The sequence below is a fragment of the Bradyrhizobium sp. YCK136 genome (assembly GCF_044570075.1).
Lineage (GTDB): Bacteria > Pseudomonadota > Alphaproteobacteria > Rhizobiales > Xanthobacteraceae > Bradyrhizobium > Bradyrhizobium diazoefficiens.
Window position 1 is genome coordinate 2,844,701 of sequence record NZ_CP172424.1, and the last position, 17,395, is coordinate 2,862,095.

15 protein-coding genes and 2 pseudogenes are annotated in these 17,395 nt (G+C 61.0%); 10 read left to right on the plus strand and 7 right to left on the minus strand.

Translation table 11 applies throughout. The annotated features are described in order from the left end of the window. Window positions 1-67: 67 nt before the first annotated feature. The 4 genes and pseudogenes from ACFLEY_RS13370 to ACFLEY_RS13385 all read right to left on the minus strand — a co-directional run bounded on the left by ACFLEY_RS13370 (window position 68) and on the right by ACFLEY_RS13385 (window position 2,777). The gene (locus ACFLEY_RS13370; RefSeq protein WP_309142163.1) at window positions 68-643 is read right to left on the minus strand and encodes a lytic transglycosylase domain-containing protein; all 576 of its coding nucleotides are present in this window, start codon (window positions 641-643) and stop codon (window positions 68-70) included. A gap of 201 nt (window positions 644-844) precedes the next feature. Then, window positions 845-1,908 (minus strand): annotated as a pseudogene (locus ACFLEY_RS13375) (IS630-like element ISRj1 family transposase). 42 nt (window positions 1,909-1,950) lie between these two features. Beyond that, entirely contained in the window at window positions 1,951-2,403 is a 453-nt protein-coding gene (locus tag ACFLEY_RS13380; RefSeq protein WP_060908333.1) for a hypothetical protein, read from the minus strand. A gap of 128 nt (window positions 2,404-2,531) precedes the next feature. Beyond that, on the minus strand, window positions 2,532-2,777 hold the full coding sequence (locus ACFLEY_RS13385) for a hypothetical protein (protein WP_143279781.1): 246 nt from the start codon (window positions 2,775-2,777) through the stop codon (window positions 2,532-2,534). Window positions 2,778-3,128: 351 nt separating this feature from the next. On the opposite strand from ACFLEY_RS13385, the gene ACFLEY_RS13390 reads away from it, so the two are divergent. The 6 genes from ACFLEY_RS13390 to ACFLEY_RS13415 all read left to right on the plus strand — a co-directional run bounded on the left by ACFLEY_RS13390 (window position 3,129) and on the right by ACFLEY_RS13415 (window position 9,532). Further along, entirely contained in the window at window positions 3,129-4,730 is a 1,602-nt protein-coding gene (locus tag ACFLEY_RS13390; protein ID WP_060908331.1) for an ABC transporter substrate-binding protein, read from the plus strand. Between the two features lie 86 nt (window positions 4,731-4,816). Beyond that, entirely contained in the window at window positions 4,817-5,827 is a 1,011-nt protein-coding gene (locus tag ACFLEY_RS13395; protein ID WP_060908330.1) for an ABC transporter permease subunit, read from the plus strand. Beyond that, the gene (locus ACFLEY_RS13400; RefSeq protein ID WP_060908329.1) at window positions 5,824-6,735 is read left to right on the plus strand and encodes an ABC transporter permease subunit; all 912 of its coding nucleotides are present in this window, start codon (window positions 5,824-5,826) and stop codon (window positions 6,733-6,735) included. The genes ACFLEY_RS13395 and ACFLEY_RS13400 overlap by 4 nt, the downstream gene beginning before the upstream one ends. Window positions 6,736-6,753: 18 nt before the next feature. Further along, the gene (locus ACFLEY_RS13405) at window positions 6,754-7,782 is read left to right on the plus strand and encodes an ABC transporter ATP-binding protein (RefSeq protein WP_396604664.1); all 1,029 of its coding nucleotides are present in this window, start codon (window positions 6,754-6,756) and stop codon (window positions 7,780-7,782) included. Next, window positions 7,779-8,756 carry a peptide ABC transporter ATP-binding protein gene (locus tag ACFLEY_RS13410; protein WP_060908327.1) on the plus strand — a complete coding sequence of 326 codons (978 nt, stop codon included), beginning with the start codon at window positions 7,779-7,781 and terminating at the stop codon, window positions 8,754-8,756. The genes ACFLEY_RS13405 and ACFLEY_RS13410 overlap by 4 nt, the downstream gene beginning before the upstream one ends. A 356-nt stretch (window positions 8,757-9,112) precedes the next feature. Then, a complete protein-coding gene (locus ACFLEY_RS13415; protein ID WP_249163489.1) occupies window positions 9,113-9,532 on the plus strand; it encodes an NUDIX domain-containing protein in 420 nt (139 codons plus the stop codon). A 205-nt stretch (window positions 9,533-9,737) separates the two neighbouring features. On the opposite strand, the gene ACFLEY_RS13420 is transcribed toward ACFLEY_RS13415, so the two are convergent. Next, complete coding sequence (locus ACFLEY_RS13420; protein ID WP_060912627.1) at window positions 9,738-10,175, minus strand: PaaI family thioesterase; 438 nt, start codon at window positions 10,173-10,175, stop codon at window positions 9,738-9,740. Window positions 10,176-10,418: 243 nt separating this feature from the next. On the opposite strand from ACFLEY_RS13420, the gene ACFLEY_RS13425 reads away from it, so the two are divergent. Then, a protein-coding gene (locus ACFLEY_RS13425; RefSeq protein ID WP_129557324.1) for an IS3-like element ISRj2 family transposase occupies window positions 10,419-11,548 on the plus strand; the annotation gives its coding sequence in 2 pieces (ribosomal slippage) (window positions 10,419-10,671 and window positions 10,671-11,548; 1,131 coding nt in all). A gap of 35 nt (window positions 11,549-11,583) precedes the next feature. Here the strand turns inward: ACFLEY_RS13425 and ACFLEY_RS13430 are convergent. After that, window positions 11,584-12,447: a Crp/Fnr family transcriptional regulator gene (locus ACFLEY_RS13430; RefSeq protein WP_396604665.1), complete on the minus strand. Its 864-nt coding sequence runs from the start codon at window positions 12,445-12,447 to the stop codon at window positions 11,584-11,586. Window positions 12,448-12,698: 251 nt separating this feature from the next. After that, window positions 12,699-14,294, minus strand: a complete 1,596-nt coding sequence (locus ACFLEY_RS13435; RefSeq protein WP_082755298.1) for an FAD-dependent monooxygenase — start codon at window positions 14,292-14,294, stop codon at window positions 12,699-12,701. 710 nt (window positions 14,295-15,004) lie between these two features. On the opposite strand from ACFLEY_RS13435, the gene ACFLEY_RS13440 reads away from it, so the two are divergent. The 3 genes and pseudogenes from ACFLEY_RS13440 (at window position 15,005) to ACFLEY_RS13450 (ending at window position 17,290) form a co-directional block, all read left to right on the plus strand. Further along, window positions 15,005-15,304, plus strand: a complete 300-nt coding sequence (locus tag ACFLEY_RS13440) for a hypothetical protein (RefSeq protein WP_396604666.1) — start codon at window positions 15,005-15,007, stop codon at window positions 15,302-15,304. Between the two features lie 78 nt (window positions 15,305-15,382). Continuing rightward, window positions 15,383-15,817, plus strand: a pseudogene (locus tag ACFLEY_RS13445) (GNAT family N-acetyltransferase). Between the two features lie 210 nt (window positions 15,818-16,027). After that, a complete protein-coding gene (locus ACFLEY_RS13450; RefSeq protein WP_060908324.1) occupies window positions 16,028-17,290 on the plus strand; it encodes a CaiB/BaiF CoA-transferase family protein in 1,263 nt (420 codons plus the stop codon). Window positions 17,291-17,395: the final 105 nt, after the last annotated feature.

Below are 17,395 nucleotides of genomic sequence, written 5' to 3' on the forward strand. Positions count from 1 at the left end.
AACGTGCATCGACCGCAGCTTGTGACCCTGAACGGTCGGAACGTGTGGAGTACTTGAAACGTGGCCTTCACGAGCGCCCCGCCGAGTTGCCTACTGCCATCTTGCGTTCGGCCCAGCTCTTGATATCGCCGACCGTCATCGCCTTGAGGAACGGATTGGCGTTGACCAGCTTTTCGCGCGTGGTCCGACCCGTCGCGTCAGCAGCGGCTATAAGGGAAGCAGCATCGGCACTTTCTGCGCCGGCCAATAGCGCCACGGCGCCCGCCGGTCCCGCGAAATGGGCAAGGTAGAGAGAACCGGGTGTGATCGGCAGACTGCGCTTGTTCAGCATCGCGGCATATTCCTCGACCAGCCGTGCGGCGATCTCTCGCGCAAGCTCGGCATCTCGCCGCAAGTCCAACACTTGCTTGTCGGTGCGGCCCTGGATCAGATCGCGTCGGTGCCTTCGAACGGCTTCGAGCCACGTGTCATCGAGAAACTGGGCGGCGCCAGTCGCGCTCGACCGCTTGTTCCTTGCATTCGGGTCACCATTGGACTCGGCTATGATAATGCGCTCGACCAACGCCTTGGCGGCCGTCCTGTCGATCGATTTTCCGTTCAAATGCGCGTCGCGAAACAGGACGAAACTTACGACGAAAGCCACGCCGATCGCCACTCCAAGAACGAGCGTGATGGATTCCGCCGACAGCCAGTCCCGCGCGGCGACAACGGATCCACGCTCATCGGGGCGGGGCGGCCGGATTTCGTCGGCACGGCTTGTTTGCTCTGACGAACGCGCGAGGAGCCGCGGATTGCCGTCGGCTATCTCGCCGATAAAGGGAAATCGTTGGGCTAGTACCCGGAATCAGAGCTGAGTGATACGGCGGCCTTTGAAACGGCGTTGACGGACCTTTTTCTTGGTCCAGACGAAGGGCTCGGCTCTGTCGTTGTATGCGTTGACGTAGGCATCGATGTGTTCCTGAAGCTGCTTGAGGCTCGTGAAGGAGGTGCCGCTGAGCGACTGCCCCTGCAAGATGGAAAACCATACTTCGACCTGATTGAGCCATGACGCACTTGTCGGCGTGAAATGAAATTGCACGTTGGGGTGGGCCTTGAGCCAGTCCTCGTTCTTTTTATGGGTGTTGAGGTTGTCGAGGATGACGTGAAGCTTGCGGTTCGGAAAAGCCGCGGTGACGCTGTTCATGAAATCGAGAAACTCGACGCGGCGCCGGCGTTTTGAATGGGTCGCGATGATCTTTCCGGTGGCGACTTCGAGCGCCGCAAACAATGTTGTGGTGCCATGCCGCTTGTAATCGTGGCTTTGGCCGGTCAAGGCGCGGCCATTGGGCAACTTCAGATAACCCTGCGCTCGCTCCAAAGCCTGGATCGAGGGCTTCTCGTCCACGCACAGCACAATGGCCTTCGCCGGCGGCGCGACATAGAGGCCGACAACATCGGCGGCTTTGCCGTAAAGTTCGGGTCGTTGCTCTCGCACCAGGACTTGCGAGCCACCAGGTCAATCTTGTGGCTGCGCAGGAACCGCCAGACATATTGGACATCGACATCGCCCAGCGCCTCGGCCAGCAGGGGGCCGGTCCAGCGCGCAAACCCTTGCGGTGGCGGCTTATCCAGCAGCTTCAGAATCCGCTTGTCGGTCGTCTTCGTATAGATCGGCTGCTTGCCAGGCCGCGGCTTGTCTTGCAGCCCTTCAAGGCCATGGTCGGCATAGCGATGCCGCCAAAGGCTGACAATCCGCGGCTGGACCCCAACTTCCTTGGCGATCGACCGGGTGCTGCGCCCATCCGCCGCCAACAGAACTATCCGCGCCCGCTTCAAATCGCGCTGCAACGTCACCGGTGAGCGACAGCACGCCTCAAGCACCTTGCGATCTTTCCTCGAAAGGTGGACTTCTCTTGCTTCGGGTATCATCCCGACCTTGAATCACGACTCACGTTCCAAGAAAAGTGGGTACTAGGTCTGGCATCCCGTTGACAGGTTCAATGCTTTGAATAGGCCTTCGAAGGCAGCTGACCGGCAGGGCTTGACCTCCGCGACCGATTTGGCGCGATTGGCATTCGCAGTTGCCTTGGAAGTTTCCTGCCGAGGCCGAGGTCTGGGCAGCATGACTGCGGATTTTTCTTCGCTTGCGCTGCGCTTGTGTTGCTCGATGATCTTCGACGGCTCTTGCGCAACAATCGCTGTTAGATGCGGCGGAGGCATCGGCTCGCTCGAGGGCTGCAGCGCTTCAAATTGCATGTGCGGGATTTCGAGCCGGTCTGCCGTCGTCAGTGTATCGTGTGAGGCGCGTAACCCGACGGTTGCCTGAGCGGGCGGCTCGTTCACAGGCTTTGTGGTGCGCGGTGGTGTCTCGAGCTCCATCACCGCGAGTGTACCGAGGCCAACAAGGATGAGAGCCACTCTCATCTGATTTCACGCTTTCCGAACGAGAAGCCTCGCTCAAAGCCTGCCGGAAATAAGCTCCCGAAAATCGGCGAACAATTGCAAACATCCAATAAGGCGGCTTAGCGGCAGAAGTGAACCTGCAGGCGCGGTTACGTGAGAAGATCAGAGACAGGGTTAACGCGGGTCGAGCTGGCCGGCTTGAAAAGACCGTACTCGGGATCGATCGATGGGCGACCGATATGGCTGTAGAACGCAGCCATCTCGCGATGAACGTCTGCCAATGCCTGACTGACGAACACATCGATCTTGCGTAGGAGGTCGGAGGCCGGAACGCGCTCCTCCAAATGGAAAGAGTAGGAGAACTGGGCCTGACCCGCCCGCTGGCGCCCCATCACCTCATCAACTCAACTGACTTCTTCAACAGCATCGGCCCAGAGCCGAACGGCGCTCTAACTCTCACGATGTCGGCTGTCTGAGCTGGTCCGGACATGAGGGGCGCTTGTCTCGACCGCCGCCTTGACCCCTTCGTACCGGGTCGGGTTCTTGTCCGCCTTCGGGCCTAAAGCAGAAAATCGCCGCTGTCCCACCTGCGCACGATTTCAGAGTCGGATGACTTTTCATCGAAACGTCATCCCGTCACCCCAGGACGCATTGACAGCTGCAATACACAATCGCAATCTCGTTTCTGACGTCTTTGGCGCAGCCTGCGTCAACCGCGCCGAGAGAATTCACCAGGAGTTCCGACAGTGAACAGATCAACCCTGCTCGCCGGCGTCTGCGCTGCGGCGCTCGCTGTGGCCTCGACCGCGTCTGCCAAAACCTTGATTTACTGCTCGGAGGGCAGCCCAGAGAACTTCTATCCCGGCGTCAACACCACCGGCACGTCGTTCGACGGCAATGAGCCGATCTACAACCGCATTGTCGAATTCGAGCGCGGCGGCACGAAAGTGGTGCCGGGCCTCGCGGAAAAATGGACGATCTCGCCTGACGGCGTCACCTATACTTTCAACCTGCGCAAGGGCGTGAAGTGGCATGCGACGTCGAAGTCGTTCAAGCCGACGCGGGAGTTCAATGCTGACGACGTCCTATTCTCAATCGAGCGGCAATGGAAGGACGACAATCCGTATTTCAAGGTAACGAGTCCGAACCATTCCTATTTCGGCGACATGGGCATGCCGAAATTGTTGAAGTCGGTCGAGAAGCTCGACGACTACACCATCAAGATAACGCTCAACCAGCCGGAAGCGCCTTTCCTCGCCGATCTCGCGATGCCCTACGCAGCCATCCAGTCGAAGGAGTATGCGGATGCCATGCTGAAGGCCGGCACGCCTGAGAAGATCGACCAGGATCCGATCGGCACCGGCCCATTCTATCTGGTGCAGTACCAGAAGGACGCCGTGATTCGTTACAAGGCATTCCCTGAATTCTGGGGCGGCAAGGCCAAGATCGACGACCTCGTCTATGCGATCACGCCGGATGCATCCGTTCGCTGGGCCAAACTCCAGAAGGGCGAATGCGACGTGATGCCCTATCCGAACCCGGCCGACATCGACGCGATCAAGAAGGATCCGAACGTCACGATGCTGGAGCAGCCCGGCCTCAACATCGGTTATCTCGCGTTCCAGACACAGAAGAAGCCCTTCGACGACGTGCGCGTGCGCAAGGCCATCAGCATGGCGATCGACAGGAAGGCGATCATCGATGCCGTCTATCTGTCGACCGGCATCGCGGCCAAGAACCCGATCCCGCCCACCATGTGGTCGTACAACGACAGCATCAAGGACGATCCCTTTGATCCGGAGCAAGCCAAGAAGCTTCTGGCCGACGCCGGCTACCCGAACGGTTTCGAAACCGATCTATGGGCCATGCCGGTGCAGCGCCCCTACAATCCGAACGCCAAGCGCATTGCCGAGTTGATGCAGGCCGACCTCGCCAAGATCGGCGTCAAGGCCGAGATCAAGTCGTTTGAATGGGGCGAATACCGCAAGCGGTTGCAGACCGGCGAGCATCAGATGGGCATGTTCGGCTGGACCGGCGACAACGGCGACCCTGACAACTTCCTGCACACATTGCTGGGCTGCGCCTCGGCGCAAACGGCATCGGGCTCGAATATCGCCAAATTCTGCTACAAGCCGTTCGACGACCTGGTCGTGAAGGCCAAAACGGTCAGTGATCAGGCCGAGCGGACCAAGCTGTACGAGCAGGCGCAGGTGATTTTCAAGGAGCAGGTGCCGTGGTTCACCATCGCGCACGCGGTGCAGTTGAAGCCCGTCACCAAGAGAGTGATTGACTTCAAGCTGTCGCCGTTCGGGCGCCACAACTTCTACGGCGTCGACGTCAAGGAATAGCAGGAGACAGGGGCGGAGTAGCTTGGCATGACTCCGCCCATTTTTCTTTACCCTTTCCTTTCCGGGGGAGGGTGGCTGGGCACGGCATGATCCGGTTCATCTTTACCCGACTGAGCCTCGTGGTTCCGACCTTTATCGGGATTACGCTGCTTGTGTTCGTGCTGATCCGCCTGATCCCCGGCGACCCCATCGAGACGATGGCGGGCGAACGCGGCATCGATCCGGCCCGGCACGCGCAATTGCGCAAGGAGTACGGCTTCGATCAGCCGGTTCTGGTGCAATACGGCCTCTATCTGTCGCGGCTGGTGCATGGTGACCTCGGCCGCTCGATCGTCACCCATGAGCCGGTGATTACCGAATTTGGGACGTTGTTCCCGGCGACGATCGAACTATCGGTCTGCGCGATCCTGTTTGCGTTAGGCCTCGGGTTACCAGCCGGGATTATCGCGGCGGTCCGGCGCAACTCCATCTTCGATCACGGCGTGATGGGCATCTCGCTCACCGGATATTCGATGCCGATCTTCTGGTGGGGATTGCTGCTGATCCTGCTTTTTTCCGTGCAGCTCGGATGGACGCCGGTATCGGGCCGGATCGCCGTGCAATACTACATCGAACCGGTGACCGGCTTCCTGCTGATCGATGCGCTGCTGCCTGGTGATTTCGGCGCGTTCCGCTCGGCCCTGTCTCACCTTGTGCTGCCGATGATTGTGCTCGGCACGGTGCCGCTCGCCGTAATCGCCCGTATGACGCGGTCCGCCATGCTGGAGGTCCTGGGCGAAGATTACATCCGCACCGCCCGCGCCAAGGGGTTGCCGCGTTCCCGGGTGATAGCGATCCATGCATTGCGCAATGCGCTGATCCCGGTGGTGACGGTGATTGGGCTGCAGGTCGGCGTCCTGTTTACCGGCGCGATCCTCACGGAGACCATATTCTCCTGGCCGGGCGTCGGCAAATGGCTGATCGAGGGCATCAACCGCCGCGACTATCCGGTGCTGCAGGGCGGCACGCTCTTGATCGGTGCGATCGTCATGATCGTCAATCTGCTGGTTGACGTCGCCTATGGGCTGATAAATCCCCGCATCCGGTACACAAGATGACCGCCGAAGTCTTGGAAACTCCCGTCGTCGTGGCGCAAGAAAACGCGCCGCCGCATCCGCTGTTGCAATTCTGGTCAGATTTCAAAGCAAATTTCGGTGCCGTGGCAGGCCTCGTCGTGATCGTGGTTCTGGTTCTGCTCGCGCTCTTTGCCGATTTCGTTGCGCCACATTCCCCGATCCTCACTAACAGTACCATCTTTCTCAAGCCCCCCTTCTGGCAGCAGGGCGGATCGACCGTCTATCCGCTCGGTACCGACGCGATCGGCCGCGATATTCTATCCCGTCTCATTCACGGAGCACGGCTTTCGCTTCTGATTGGCATCGCGGTGGTGACGTTGTCGGTGGTCGCCGGGACGATTCTCGGTTTGGTCGCGGGTTTTTTCCGCGGCCTGATCGAGATCGCGATCATGCGGCTGATGGACATCACCTTGACGCTGCCAAGCCTTTTGCTCGCCATCGTGATCGTTGCGATCCTCGGGCCGGGCCTGATGAATGCGATGCTGGCGGTCACGATCGTGCTGCTGCCGCACTACGTGCGGATCGCGCGCGCCGCCGTGATCAGCGAAGTGTCGAAGGACTACGTCACCGCGGCCAAAGTCGCAGGAGCCGGCCGGCTTCGGTTGATGTTCAGGGAGGTATTGCCGAATTGCGCAGCGCCCCTGATCGTGCAGGCGACGCTCGGCATTTCGACCGCAATCCTGGACGCGGCCGCGCTCGGCTTTCTGGGTCTCGGTGCGCAACCGCCCCTGCCAGAGTGGGGAACCATGCTGGCGGACGCGCGCGAATTCGTACTCCGGGCCTGGTGGGTCGTCACGCTTCCGGGCCTGGCGATCCTCGTGACCGTGCTGGCCTTCAACCTTCTGGGCGACGGATTGCGCGACGCGCTCGATCCCAAGCTCAAGCGATAGCTTCCTGAAGTCGATCTGATGCCGCTGCTCGAGATTGAAAATCTATCGGTTGAGTTTCCATTCCAGAACGGGATGGTGCGCGCCGTGGATGGCGTCAACATCACGCTCGAAAAAGGCGAGGTGCTGGGAATCGTCGGCGAATCCGGCTCCGGCAAGAGCGTCGGCATGTTGGCCCTGATGGGACTCGTGCCCTATCCGGGGCGTGTCCGAGCCGACAAGCTGCTGTTCGAGGGGCGGAATCTGCAGACTTTGTCCGACCGCGAGCGGTGCGCGCTCACCGGCAAGGACGTCGCGATGATCTTCCAGGAGCCGACGACATCGCTCAATCCCTCTTTCACGATCGGCTATCAGTTGGCCGAGACGTTGCACGTCCATGAAGGGATGGATCGCAAGGCCGCGCGGCGCCGCGTAATCGAGCTCTTGGAGCAAGTCGGCATTCCGGCCCCGGAGAGCCGGCTGTCGGCCTACCCGCACCAGCTCTCGGGCGGCATGAATCAACGCGTCATGATTGCGATGGCGATCGCCTGCAATCCGAAGCTCCTGATCGCGGATGAGCCGACGACGGCGCTCGATGTCACCATTCAGGCGCAGATCCTCGATCTTCTGCTGTCTCTGCAACGCGATCGTGGCATGGCGCTGATCCTCATCACGCATAACATGGGTGTGGTTTCGGACACGACTGAGCGAGTCGCTGTCATGTATGCGGGACAGATCATGGAACAGCGCCCGACGCAGAGCCTGTTTGCGTCGCCGCAGCATCCCTATACAGCCGCGTTGCTGGCGGCACGCCCGGAGGCGAGTGATGGCGGACGGCTCGCCACCATTCCTGGCCTGGTGCCGGGGCTCAATGATCGACCGCCGGGGTGCCTGTTTAGTCCGCGTTGCATCCATGCAACGCCGCTGGCCGACAAGGTGCGTCCCGATCTGCGCCCCTGGATGGACGGCCTGATCCGTTGTCATTATCCGCTCGGCGATCCGACACGGGATGAGCGCATCGCGGCCGATGGGGGCGGCGCGTCGATCCTCAAGCGCGAGTCCGTGTCATGACGGCGCTTGTCACCGCCACCGATCTCAGGCGCAGTTACGAGATCAAGCAGGGCTGGTTTCGCCCACCGGCGCATCTGCAGGCCGTGGGCGGAGTATCGTTCGCGCTTGAAGCCGGCAAGACGCTGGCGGTCGTCGGCGAATCCGGCTGCGGCAAGTCGACGCTCGCAAGGCTTGTGACTCTCATCGAGAAGCCGAGCGGCGGCACGCTGATGCTCGACGGCGTCGATGCGGTCAATCCTCCGGCCAGCGCTGTGAAGACATTGCGCCGCACCGTGCAGATCGTGTTTCAAAACCCCTATGGGTCGCTCAACCCCCGCAAGCGCGTTGGCCACATACTCGAAGAGCCGCTGATCATCAACACCAGACTTTCCAAGCAAGACCGGCGGGCGCAGGCGCTCGACATGATGGCGAAGGTCGGGCTGCGACCGGAGCAATATGGCCGCTATCCGCACATGTTCTCGGGTGGCCAGCGTCAGCGCATCGCAATCGCGCGCGCCTTGATGCTGCGGCCGAAGCTGCTCGTTGCCGATGAGCCTGTGTCCGCGCTCGACATGTCGGTGCAGGCGCAGGTTCTCAACCTCCTGGTCGATCTGCAGCGCGAACTGGGGCTGGCTTATCTCTTCATCTCGCACGATCTCGCCGTGGTGCGTCACATTGCCGAAGACGTGATGATCATGTATCTGGGGATCGCAGTGGAGCATGGGCCGAAAGAGCGCATCTTTGCGCGGTCGTTGCATCCCTATACTCAGGCCTTGCTTGACGCGACGCCGGGCCTCGGTCGCAAACGCCAGCGCATCGTTCCGAAGGGCGAGTTGCCTTCGCCGCTCGATCCGCCGAAAGGCTGCGTGTTCTCGACCCGCTGTCCCTATGTGACGGATCTCTGCCGCACGCAGCGTCCGCTCTTGCGCCCGCTCGACAGCCGGCTCGTCGCCTGCCACTACGCCGAGCGTTTCCTGGAAGTACAGGCGGCTTAGAGCCGATTGGCCGTGCCAAGCGATGAACTGAGCGTCCGGCTTCGCAAGCGGCTACGCCGGACAAGCTACGCTGCTTCGTGCGAGAGAACGAAGACGGTTGCGCTGCGCCGCTATGACGTGGCGAGCAGGATGCCCAAAGAATGCGTCTGGCGATGTCCGTTCGCGAGGATAAAGCAGACGTAGGAGCCGGACGGCCTGACTTCCGAGTTTGACCCGTTGCGGACCTCGGACATCCGGATTAAAAATTGGACCTTGAGGCCAAGCCGTCGGCCTCAAGTGGGCGCCGCAAAGGCTAATCTATACCGCACTCCGACACCGACGAAATGCCATCAAGAAAACAGCTTATTGCGGACGCGATGGTCGTTGATGGTCGAGGACGCGTCTTTGTGCAAAGGCGCTCATCGACGCGTGGCTTGTTTCCCGGGTGTTGGGACTTGATCGGCGGGCACGTCGAAGACGACGAGGACGTTCTTTCTGCTCTGCGCCGCGAAATACATGAGGAGACAGGCTGGCACCTCAAAAACATCGTTCTTGAGCTAACACCCAAGTATTGGAGCCATGGGCCGACACCCTACGAAGAACGACAGTTCATCGTGACCGTCGACGGGGACCTCACAAATCCAGTTCTGGAAACCGACAAAGTGTCAGAAACTCTCTGGGTTGATCGCGCGAACGTGGAAAAGCTCAAAGAGAACCGTAAGCCGGATGACCAATTGATCTACAATTCGGTGGTGGAGGCTCTGAAGGCTCTGGAGGCAGTGCGGCCTCGGATATGAGGTTGTCGTTGCGATTTGCGCTCCGCAACTGCGACGTCCGTTGTTGGCCCGTTGCTGACCTTCGCTCGGAGAGCCGCAACGTCTGCTTCCGGGAGATGGGCCGACCAAGATGAAGTAGCCTGCCAAGGGCAGCTTGTGACCCGTTGCGGACCTAGATCGATCTGAAAGCTCTTTCAGGCCGGTTGTGTGGTGCGAGCATTAACGGCTAACGGGGATGAGTGTCACCCTCATGCTTCGGCACTGCGCGAAACGTGGCGTTCGCCCGAGCGATTACACTGTCGTCGGCCTTGATTAGACTTTGCGCGAAGCAGATCGTTCTGCCGGTTTTGATCACCTCACTGTCCACGGTGAGCCATTGCCCGATCTGCGCGATGCCGGTGAAGTCGACCACAAGAGTGATCGTCGCCAGCGACGATGCCCAGCCAATCGCCTGCGCGCAGCTATAGCCCATCGCGTTGTCAGCTAGCGCGGAGATCAGCCCGCCATGAACGTTGCCACGTGCATTGGTGTGCGGCTTGGCCAGCCGTAATCCGATGATCACGGCTTTGTCCGTCTGCTTCGAATAGAGCGGTTCCCAAGGATCGGTGAAAGGGCTCTTACGGAAGTGCGGTTCGAAACCTTCGGGGATACCGGTGCTGTTCATGGTCATGCGCGAGCTCCTTTCTTGGCGAAAACCTGTGCCATTCGCTGACGATCCGCAAGAAACAATCGTACCCGTGGTTCGGCATCCAAGTGCCGCCCAAGAAAGGTGGTTTCCACTGCCGACGAGGTGATCAAACAAAGCGTAGCTCGCTGCGGAGAGCTGGCCCCGCAAATTCGGACAGTAGCTTGAGTGGATTTTCTGCCTGACAGCGGCGAGGATTCTTGCTGCGAATCAGGAGCGAAGATGACGAAGAAGAGCCGCCGGACGCATTCTCCGGCATTCAAGGCGAAGGTTGCTTTGGCTGCGGTCAAAGGCGACAAGACACTGGCGGAGCTGGCGCAACTGTTTGATGTTCATCCGAACCAGATCACGATCTGGAAAAACCAGCTCCTGGAAGGCGCCGCCGGCGTGTTTGGGCATGACAAGACATCGGCCGAGACGCCGGTCGATTTGAAGGCGTTACATGCCAAGATCGGCGAGCTGGCGTTGGAAAACGATTTTTTGTCCGGCGCGCTCACCAAGGCGGGCCTGCTGAGCGCAAAGCGATGATCGACCGCGGTCATGATCTTTCTATCGTGCGCCAGGCGAAGGTCCTGAAGCTGGCTCGCAGCACGGTCTACTATGAACCTCGGCCAGTTTCGGCCGAGGACCTTGCCTTGATGCGTCGGCTCGATGAGCTGCATCTCGATTATCCCTTCGCGGGAGCGCGTATGCTGCGATCGTTGCTGCGGCGGGAGGGCGTATACGCCGGTCGCCGCCACATCGCGACGCTGATGAAGCGCATGCGGATCGAGGCGGTCTATCGTCGCCCGAACACGAGCAAGCCGGCTCCGGGTCACAAGATCTACCCGTACCTGTTGCGCGGATTGAAGATCGAGCGGCCCGACCATGCGTGGGCAATGGACATCACCTACATTCCGATGCGGCGTGGCTTCGTCTATCTCGCGGCGGTCGTCGATGTGTTCAGCCGACGGGTCCTGGCCCATCGCGTCTCGATCACAATGGAGGCGGCCTTCTGCGTCGAAGCGGTCCAGGAGGCGTTGGCGAAGCACGGCAGGCCCGAGATTTTCAACACGGATCAGGGCAGCCAGTTCACCAGCCTCGAGTTCACCGATGTGCTGCTGGACGCGAAGATCGCCATCAGCATGGACGGCAAGGGCGCCTGGCGCGACAACGTGTTTGTCGAGCGGCTCTGGCGCACGGTCAAATACGAAGAAGTTTATCTCCGCGCCTACGACAGCGTGTCCGAGGCGCGAGCGTCAATTGCCAAGTATCTGGCCTTCTACAATCAGGGACGCCCTCACTCGAGCCTTGACGGGCGCACGCCCGACGAGGCTTACTTCGGCACGCAAGCTATGGTGATGGCCGCATGACCGTCGCCGACGGTTTTGTCGTCGCTCTGGTCGGGCTACGCCCTCCCGACGCAACGACAAAACCGTAAAGCCCCGCGTTCAGCATAACCCGGCAGGAATCCACTTAAATCCAGCGGGGCGCTGTCCAAACAACCGGGGCCAGCTCTCTGGTTGTTTTCCAGCAGACGCTGACTGGTGAGGAGGAGGATGTAGTAGCCGAATTGCTGATTACTTTGAAAGTAGATTTCAAGCAACCTTTCATAAGTTATAGTCAGGACTTGTCCGTCTTCTATGCACTCGACCGTTCCGGTTCGTCGCTTATCGGGCGCAAGGAAGCCAAGTTCTCCCATGAGACGCCCTGGGGGAAGCTCGACGCCGATTTCTTTGACGAGAAACTTCCCGGTGACGGTGAGAAACATTTCGGCCGCCGCATCACCCTTCCTAAATAATCGGTCGCCATGGCGATATCTGCGTTCGGTCATGAACGGTTTGAGCCATTCCATCGACATGTCACCTTGCGTCGCGTTACGTGCCTTCTTAACGAGCCTGAGCAGTTGACGGAGACGAAGGGCATTGACCGGCAGCAACAGCAGATAAAGCAGAAAGGTGGCGACGCTTCCGGAAAGCGCGCCAAAGGTTGCGAAGAATGCACAGCCGACCATATTCGCGACCCGCAGCGGCACCATTCTCTGCATCAGCAAGGTAGCGACAAAGAAGATTGCGCCGACCAAGGCAAACATGTTGGCGAGCGTGATGTTGGCCAACACAATTTCCAGCAGCCGATCAAGCAGTGCGTCGTAGGTGATGTTGTTGGGATCAAGCCCCATTTGAACGAGAATCTTTGCAATCCTGAGATTATCTGCCGCCGTATCAAGGATGCGGTTTAGTATCGTGGAAAGATCTGCACTGATGGGCTCCATTGGATCATCTCTCACAAAGCGGTCAGTATCCCCCGAATATATCCCGGATATTGATGATCGAGGGGCGATATTGAAGGCGCTTTTTGTTGCGGCGCATGAGTCCGAAAGTGGCCCTTTGCTGACAAGGCGGGTAACTGACCTTGCGTCCACTCGTGAATGCAAACCGGACATCCTGGAGGGTGTGCTGGCAGCCAAGGTTTGACTCGTCGGGCAAAACACTGGCAGAATGGCATCGTCGAAATGAATTTGGATCAAGCCCGCGGGGATGCCGCGGGCTTTGTTCGTTTCGAGGGTGCGCATGAGTTCGGTTTGCTATGTCGCGCTGCCGGCCCGAACCATAGTGTCAGCACGTCCTCAAGCCCGCGCTGGCGCGCGTCGCCCGTCCACGCCACGTGTCCGTCGGGTCGCACCAATACGGCTTCGGGCGCTGCGACCGGCCCGATCGCTGGCAGCTCCCAGGGGCCCTGGTAGCTGGTGTCGACGACGCCGACGCGATCCGCCCAGGGTGCGATGGCGATGCAGCCCGGCTTGTCAAAATTGAGCAGCAGGGGACGCGCGCCCTGCAGCAGGGTGAACAGTCTTTGCGAACCGCCTGGTGTGACGAGGTCGAGGTCGGGCATGCGGCGCCCAAGCAGCGGATGGCCCTCGCCGAGATCGTAGCGAATGTCGAGGCCGCTCATCATCGCGGCAAAGCGCTTGCGCGGCTCGTCCATGCCGAGCAGGTCGGACACCACCTCACGCGCGGCCTTGAGGCTGTCGTCGCCGCGGCGGAGCAGGGCGATTTGCGCCATGGTGTTGCGCAGCACGCGCGCGGCAACGGGATGGCGTTCGGCATGGTAGCTGTCGAGCAGGCTGCCGGGTGCCGTGCCCTTGACGACCTGCGCCAGCTTCCAGCCGAGATTGACGGCGTCCTGCAGGCCGGTGTTGAGGCCTTGTCCGCCCACAGAGTGATGGATATGCGCGGCATCGCCGGCGAGCAGCACGCGTCCCCTGCGATAGGAGGCGGCCTGCCGCGCCGCATCGGTGAAGCGGGCGATCCAGGCGGGATTCTTGAGGCCGGAGTCGTTGCCGTAGACGGCGACGAGGGCCTCGCTGAGATCGGAAAGCGTGGGCTCGCCGCTGCGGTCGAGTGTCGCTTCCGTCACGACGACCAGCACGCGCCCGCTCTCCGTTTTGCTGAGGCCGTGAAAGCCGAGCGCGTCGTGACGCAGGCCCCAGGCCGGCGCCTCGCTCATCTCGACCTCGGCCATGAGGTTGCTGAGCGTGGGACCAGAGCCGACGAAATCGATGCCGGCGGTCTTGCGCACCAGGCTGCGGCCGCCGTCGCAGCCGACCAGATAGTTCGCCCGCAACGTCTCGCCGCCGGACAGCGCGACGTTGACGCCGGTCTCGTCCTGAACGAAGCCCGTCACCTCGAAGTTCCGATAGATCGGGACCGCGAGCTCGCCGACCCAGTCGGCCAGGATGCGCTCGATGTGGCTCTGCCGCAGCGCCAGCCCGTAAGCGTGGCGGGTGGGGAGGTCGCTGATGTCGAGCCTGGTCCAGGCGAAGCCGGCGAGCTGCGTGACTTGCCCTTCGCGCAGGAAGCGATCCGCGACGCCGCGCTGATCGAGGATCTCGATGCTGCGGGCGTGCAACCCGCCGGCGCGCGTGCCGACGAGGGCCTGATCCGCGCGCCGCTCGACGATGGCGACGTCGACCTCCGCGAGCGCGAGCTCGGCGGCCAGCATCAGGCCGGTCGGGCCGCCGCCGGCGATCACCACGGCATGATCGGTCGGCGCTGGGTTGCCGGCGCGGGCTTGCTCGGTCCGGCCGCGTGAGCGGGATGTCGGAAGCAGTACGGGCATGTCGTGATCCCTCGACTTGTTGCTCGGGCGGGGGTTGTACGCGAAGGTCGGGGACTTGAAGCAAGCCCCTGGCGCACCACATATCTAAGTGGGAGGAAGGTCATTCTCCTGTTGCGGCCCACGGTGTTTGACACGTCGGGCAAGACACTGGCAGAATGCCATCATCGAAACGAGTTTGGTTCGGCCCGCGCGGGACAATCCGCAGCGGGCTTTTTCATGTCCACCTGGTGTGACGACAATTTCGTTCAACACAGGATTTGACTCGTCGGGCAAGACACCGGCAGAATGACATCATCGAGACGAGTTTGATTGACCCGCGCGGAGAGCATCCGCCGCGGGTTTTTTCGTTCTCGATCGGAATCGGACGGCGGCAACGCATTGCGGCCACGCACTCGACAAACCTGGAGCGCCGATCGGCGCGCCGTCGTCCGAACCATTGCTGGCCGTGCACGCGCGAACGTGCCGGCCCGCGGCGCGAGCAACGTGCGCCGCGCCGCTGCGACCTTTGGGGTGCGGAGATCGGGCACTGGTACGAGCCGGGCAAGCTGATGGGCTATTGCGTGGCGCTCTATTTCGCAAAGCTCCCGGTCTGTTCTTGGCTTTGGCTCCACTGATGCTCTGGCGGGCTTTGCGGCGATTACCGCCAATCTCGTGGTCTCCTTCTACTTCGCCAAGCGCGGCTTCGAAAATGTTGCAAGGATCATCAAGCGGTGAAGATGCCGGAAGACGAAATCAAGGCACTTGTCGTCGAAACGCTGGCTGAGCAGCACAGATTCCAGCAGGACAGCATCGATGCGATCGTATTGAAGGCGGTGGCGTCGGTGCTGGCTGCTTTTGGAATCGAAGATGATCACCGGAAGGAGTTGCGGGCGGATTTTCAGCACCTGCGACGCTGGCGGAAGAGTGTGGAGCAGGCGCAAAGCTACACATTCAAGGCGGTGATCACGGTGATTGCCACCGGTCTGATGGGGGCCGTCTGGCTCGGCGTCAAGGTCGTATTGGGCAAATAGATGTACACGACGCGAGGCCGCCGTCGTTCGCGCTCAGGAGCAGCCAATCCCGTTGGGCAACCGATGTATGGGCATTCGATGTACAGAATTCGCATCGTCCATGCGGACGACGAGGAGACCGCCGAGACCCTCGGCGATCTGCACCTGCTCACATTCTTCGATTGTGCCGTCATGCCGCAATTCGAGTTGGGTACGTGGTGGCTCGCCTATCACAATGATGATCCGGTCGCCTTCGCCGGCGTTCTGACGTCGACGTATGCGCGAAACAGCGGGTACTTCTCCAGGTCGGTGTCCTACGTCGGCATTGGGGGCGGGGGCTTCAACTCAGGCTGATGCGGGCGATCGAGGCGAGGGGGCGGCGCATCGGATGGGGCAGCATCGTCTCGGATACAACGGACAACCCGGCAGGCTGGCTATCGGCTCTATGAGCCCGAGGTACCCTGGGCCTGGTCGCATACGCTTTACTGGCGAAAACGGCTGCGCCGAGTTTGGGGGCGCCGGTGTTTCCCGTGATGCGGAACGCGGCGGAACTGGGCGCGCGAGACGCGGTGCCGGCCTGCACGCCCATAATGTCGAGAGGCCCGGCAGCTTGACAGCTGCCGGGCCTTTTTTGCGTTTTCAGACGACGTGGCTGAAGCACTTGCGAAGTCGGCGGCGCCGGGCTTTAAGTTTCCCCTTGCAGGAAATTCGGCGATTATAAGCCGATGTAAGGGAGCGCTATCGATGTCCACCAAGCCTCAATTGCCGGAACGTTCGTCGCGAGTGGCGGGAGGGCCTACGGCGCTCGATGGTCTGCTGGTCGTCGACTTCACGCGGGTGGTTGCTGGGCCGGCGTGCACCCAGACGCTTGCCGATTTCGGCGCGCGCGTCATCAAGATCGAGAACCCGGACGGCGGCGACGACACGCGCGCGTATGAACACGCCGAAACCGGCGGCGAGAGCGCCGCTTATCTCAGCCTGAACCGCAACAAGCGCGGTATCGCACTCGACCTCGCCGTGCCCGAAGCCCGCGAGATCGCGCTGGATCTGATCCGCAAAGCCGACGTGGTCGTCGAGAATTTTTCGAGCGGGGTCATGAAGAAATTTGGCCTAGACTACGAAGCGGTCGCGCCGCTCAATTCTCGGCTGGTCTATTGCTCGATTTCCGCCTATGGGCGCACCGGGCCGTTCGCTTCGCGTCCCGGTTTTGACCCGATCACACAGGCGGAAAGCGGCTTCATGTCCCTCAACGGATTTGCCGACGGTCCTCCAGTCCGCACCGGCCCGCCCATCGTGGATATTGCGACGGGGATGACGGCCTGTAACGCTATCCTTTTGGCCCTGCTGGCGCGGGATCGGTTCGGCCGCGGCCAGCATGTCGAGGTGGCCCTGTTCGACATCGCCATGGCGATGACGAGCTTCTACGGCATGGCCTATCTGATCAACGGTGAGAACCCCGGACGGTTCGGCAATTCGCCGAGCGGGTCTCCCACCGTCGGCGTCTACGAGGCTTCCGATGGACCGCTCTACATGGCCTGCGCCAACGACCGGCTCTATCGCCGGCTGGTCGTCGAGGTGCTGAACCGGCCCGACCTCATCACCGATCCGCAATTTGCGACGCGCAAAGCACGCTCCGAGAACAAGGAGCTCTTGCGGGCAGCCATTGCGGAGGTCTTTGCGAGCGATACCCTCGAGAACTGGATGACGAAAATGAAGCTGGCCAATATTCCGGTCGGCTATCTCCGCACCGTCGAAGAGGGCTTTAATGCACCCGAGGCCCGCGACCGCCATCGCTTGAGCCGGATTCCGCATCCTACGGCAGACTGGGTCCCCAACATCGAAACGCCGATTTCCATGAGTCTGACCGGCGCGATTGATCCGGTTGCCGCCCCCCTGTTGGGCGAGCATACCGAGAACGTCTTGCGCGACACGCTGGGTTACGACCAGCGTCGGATCACGGAGCTCACCCAGAGGGGTGTCTTTGGATCAGGCAAGCCCTCGGTCTGAGCCCGAGTGGTTAACCTTGAGGGGCGGGCATCGCGGCGTACCGATCGCTGCTTTGCAACACGGCTGTTCGCGACATCGCATCCTTTCAAGCAGCCTGGGTTCAGG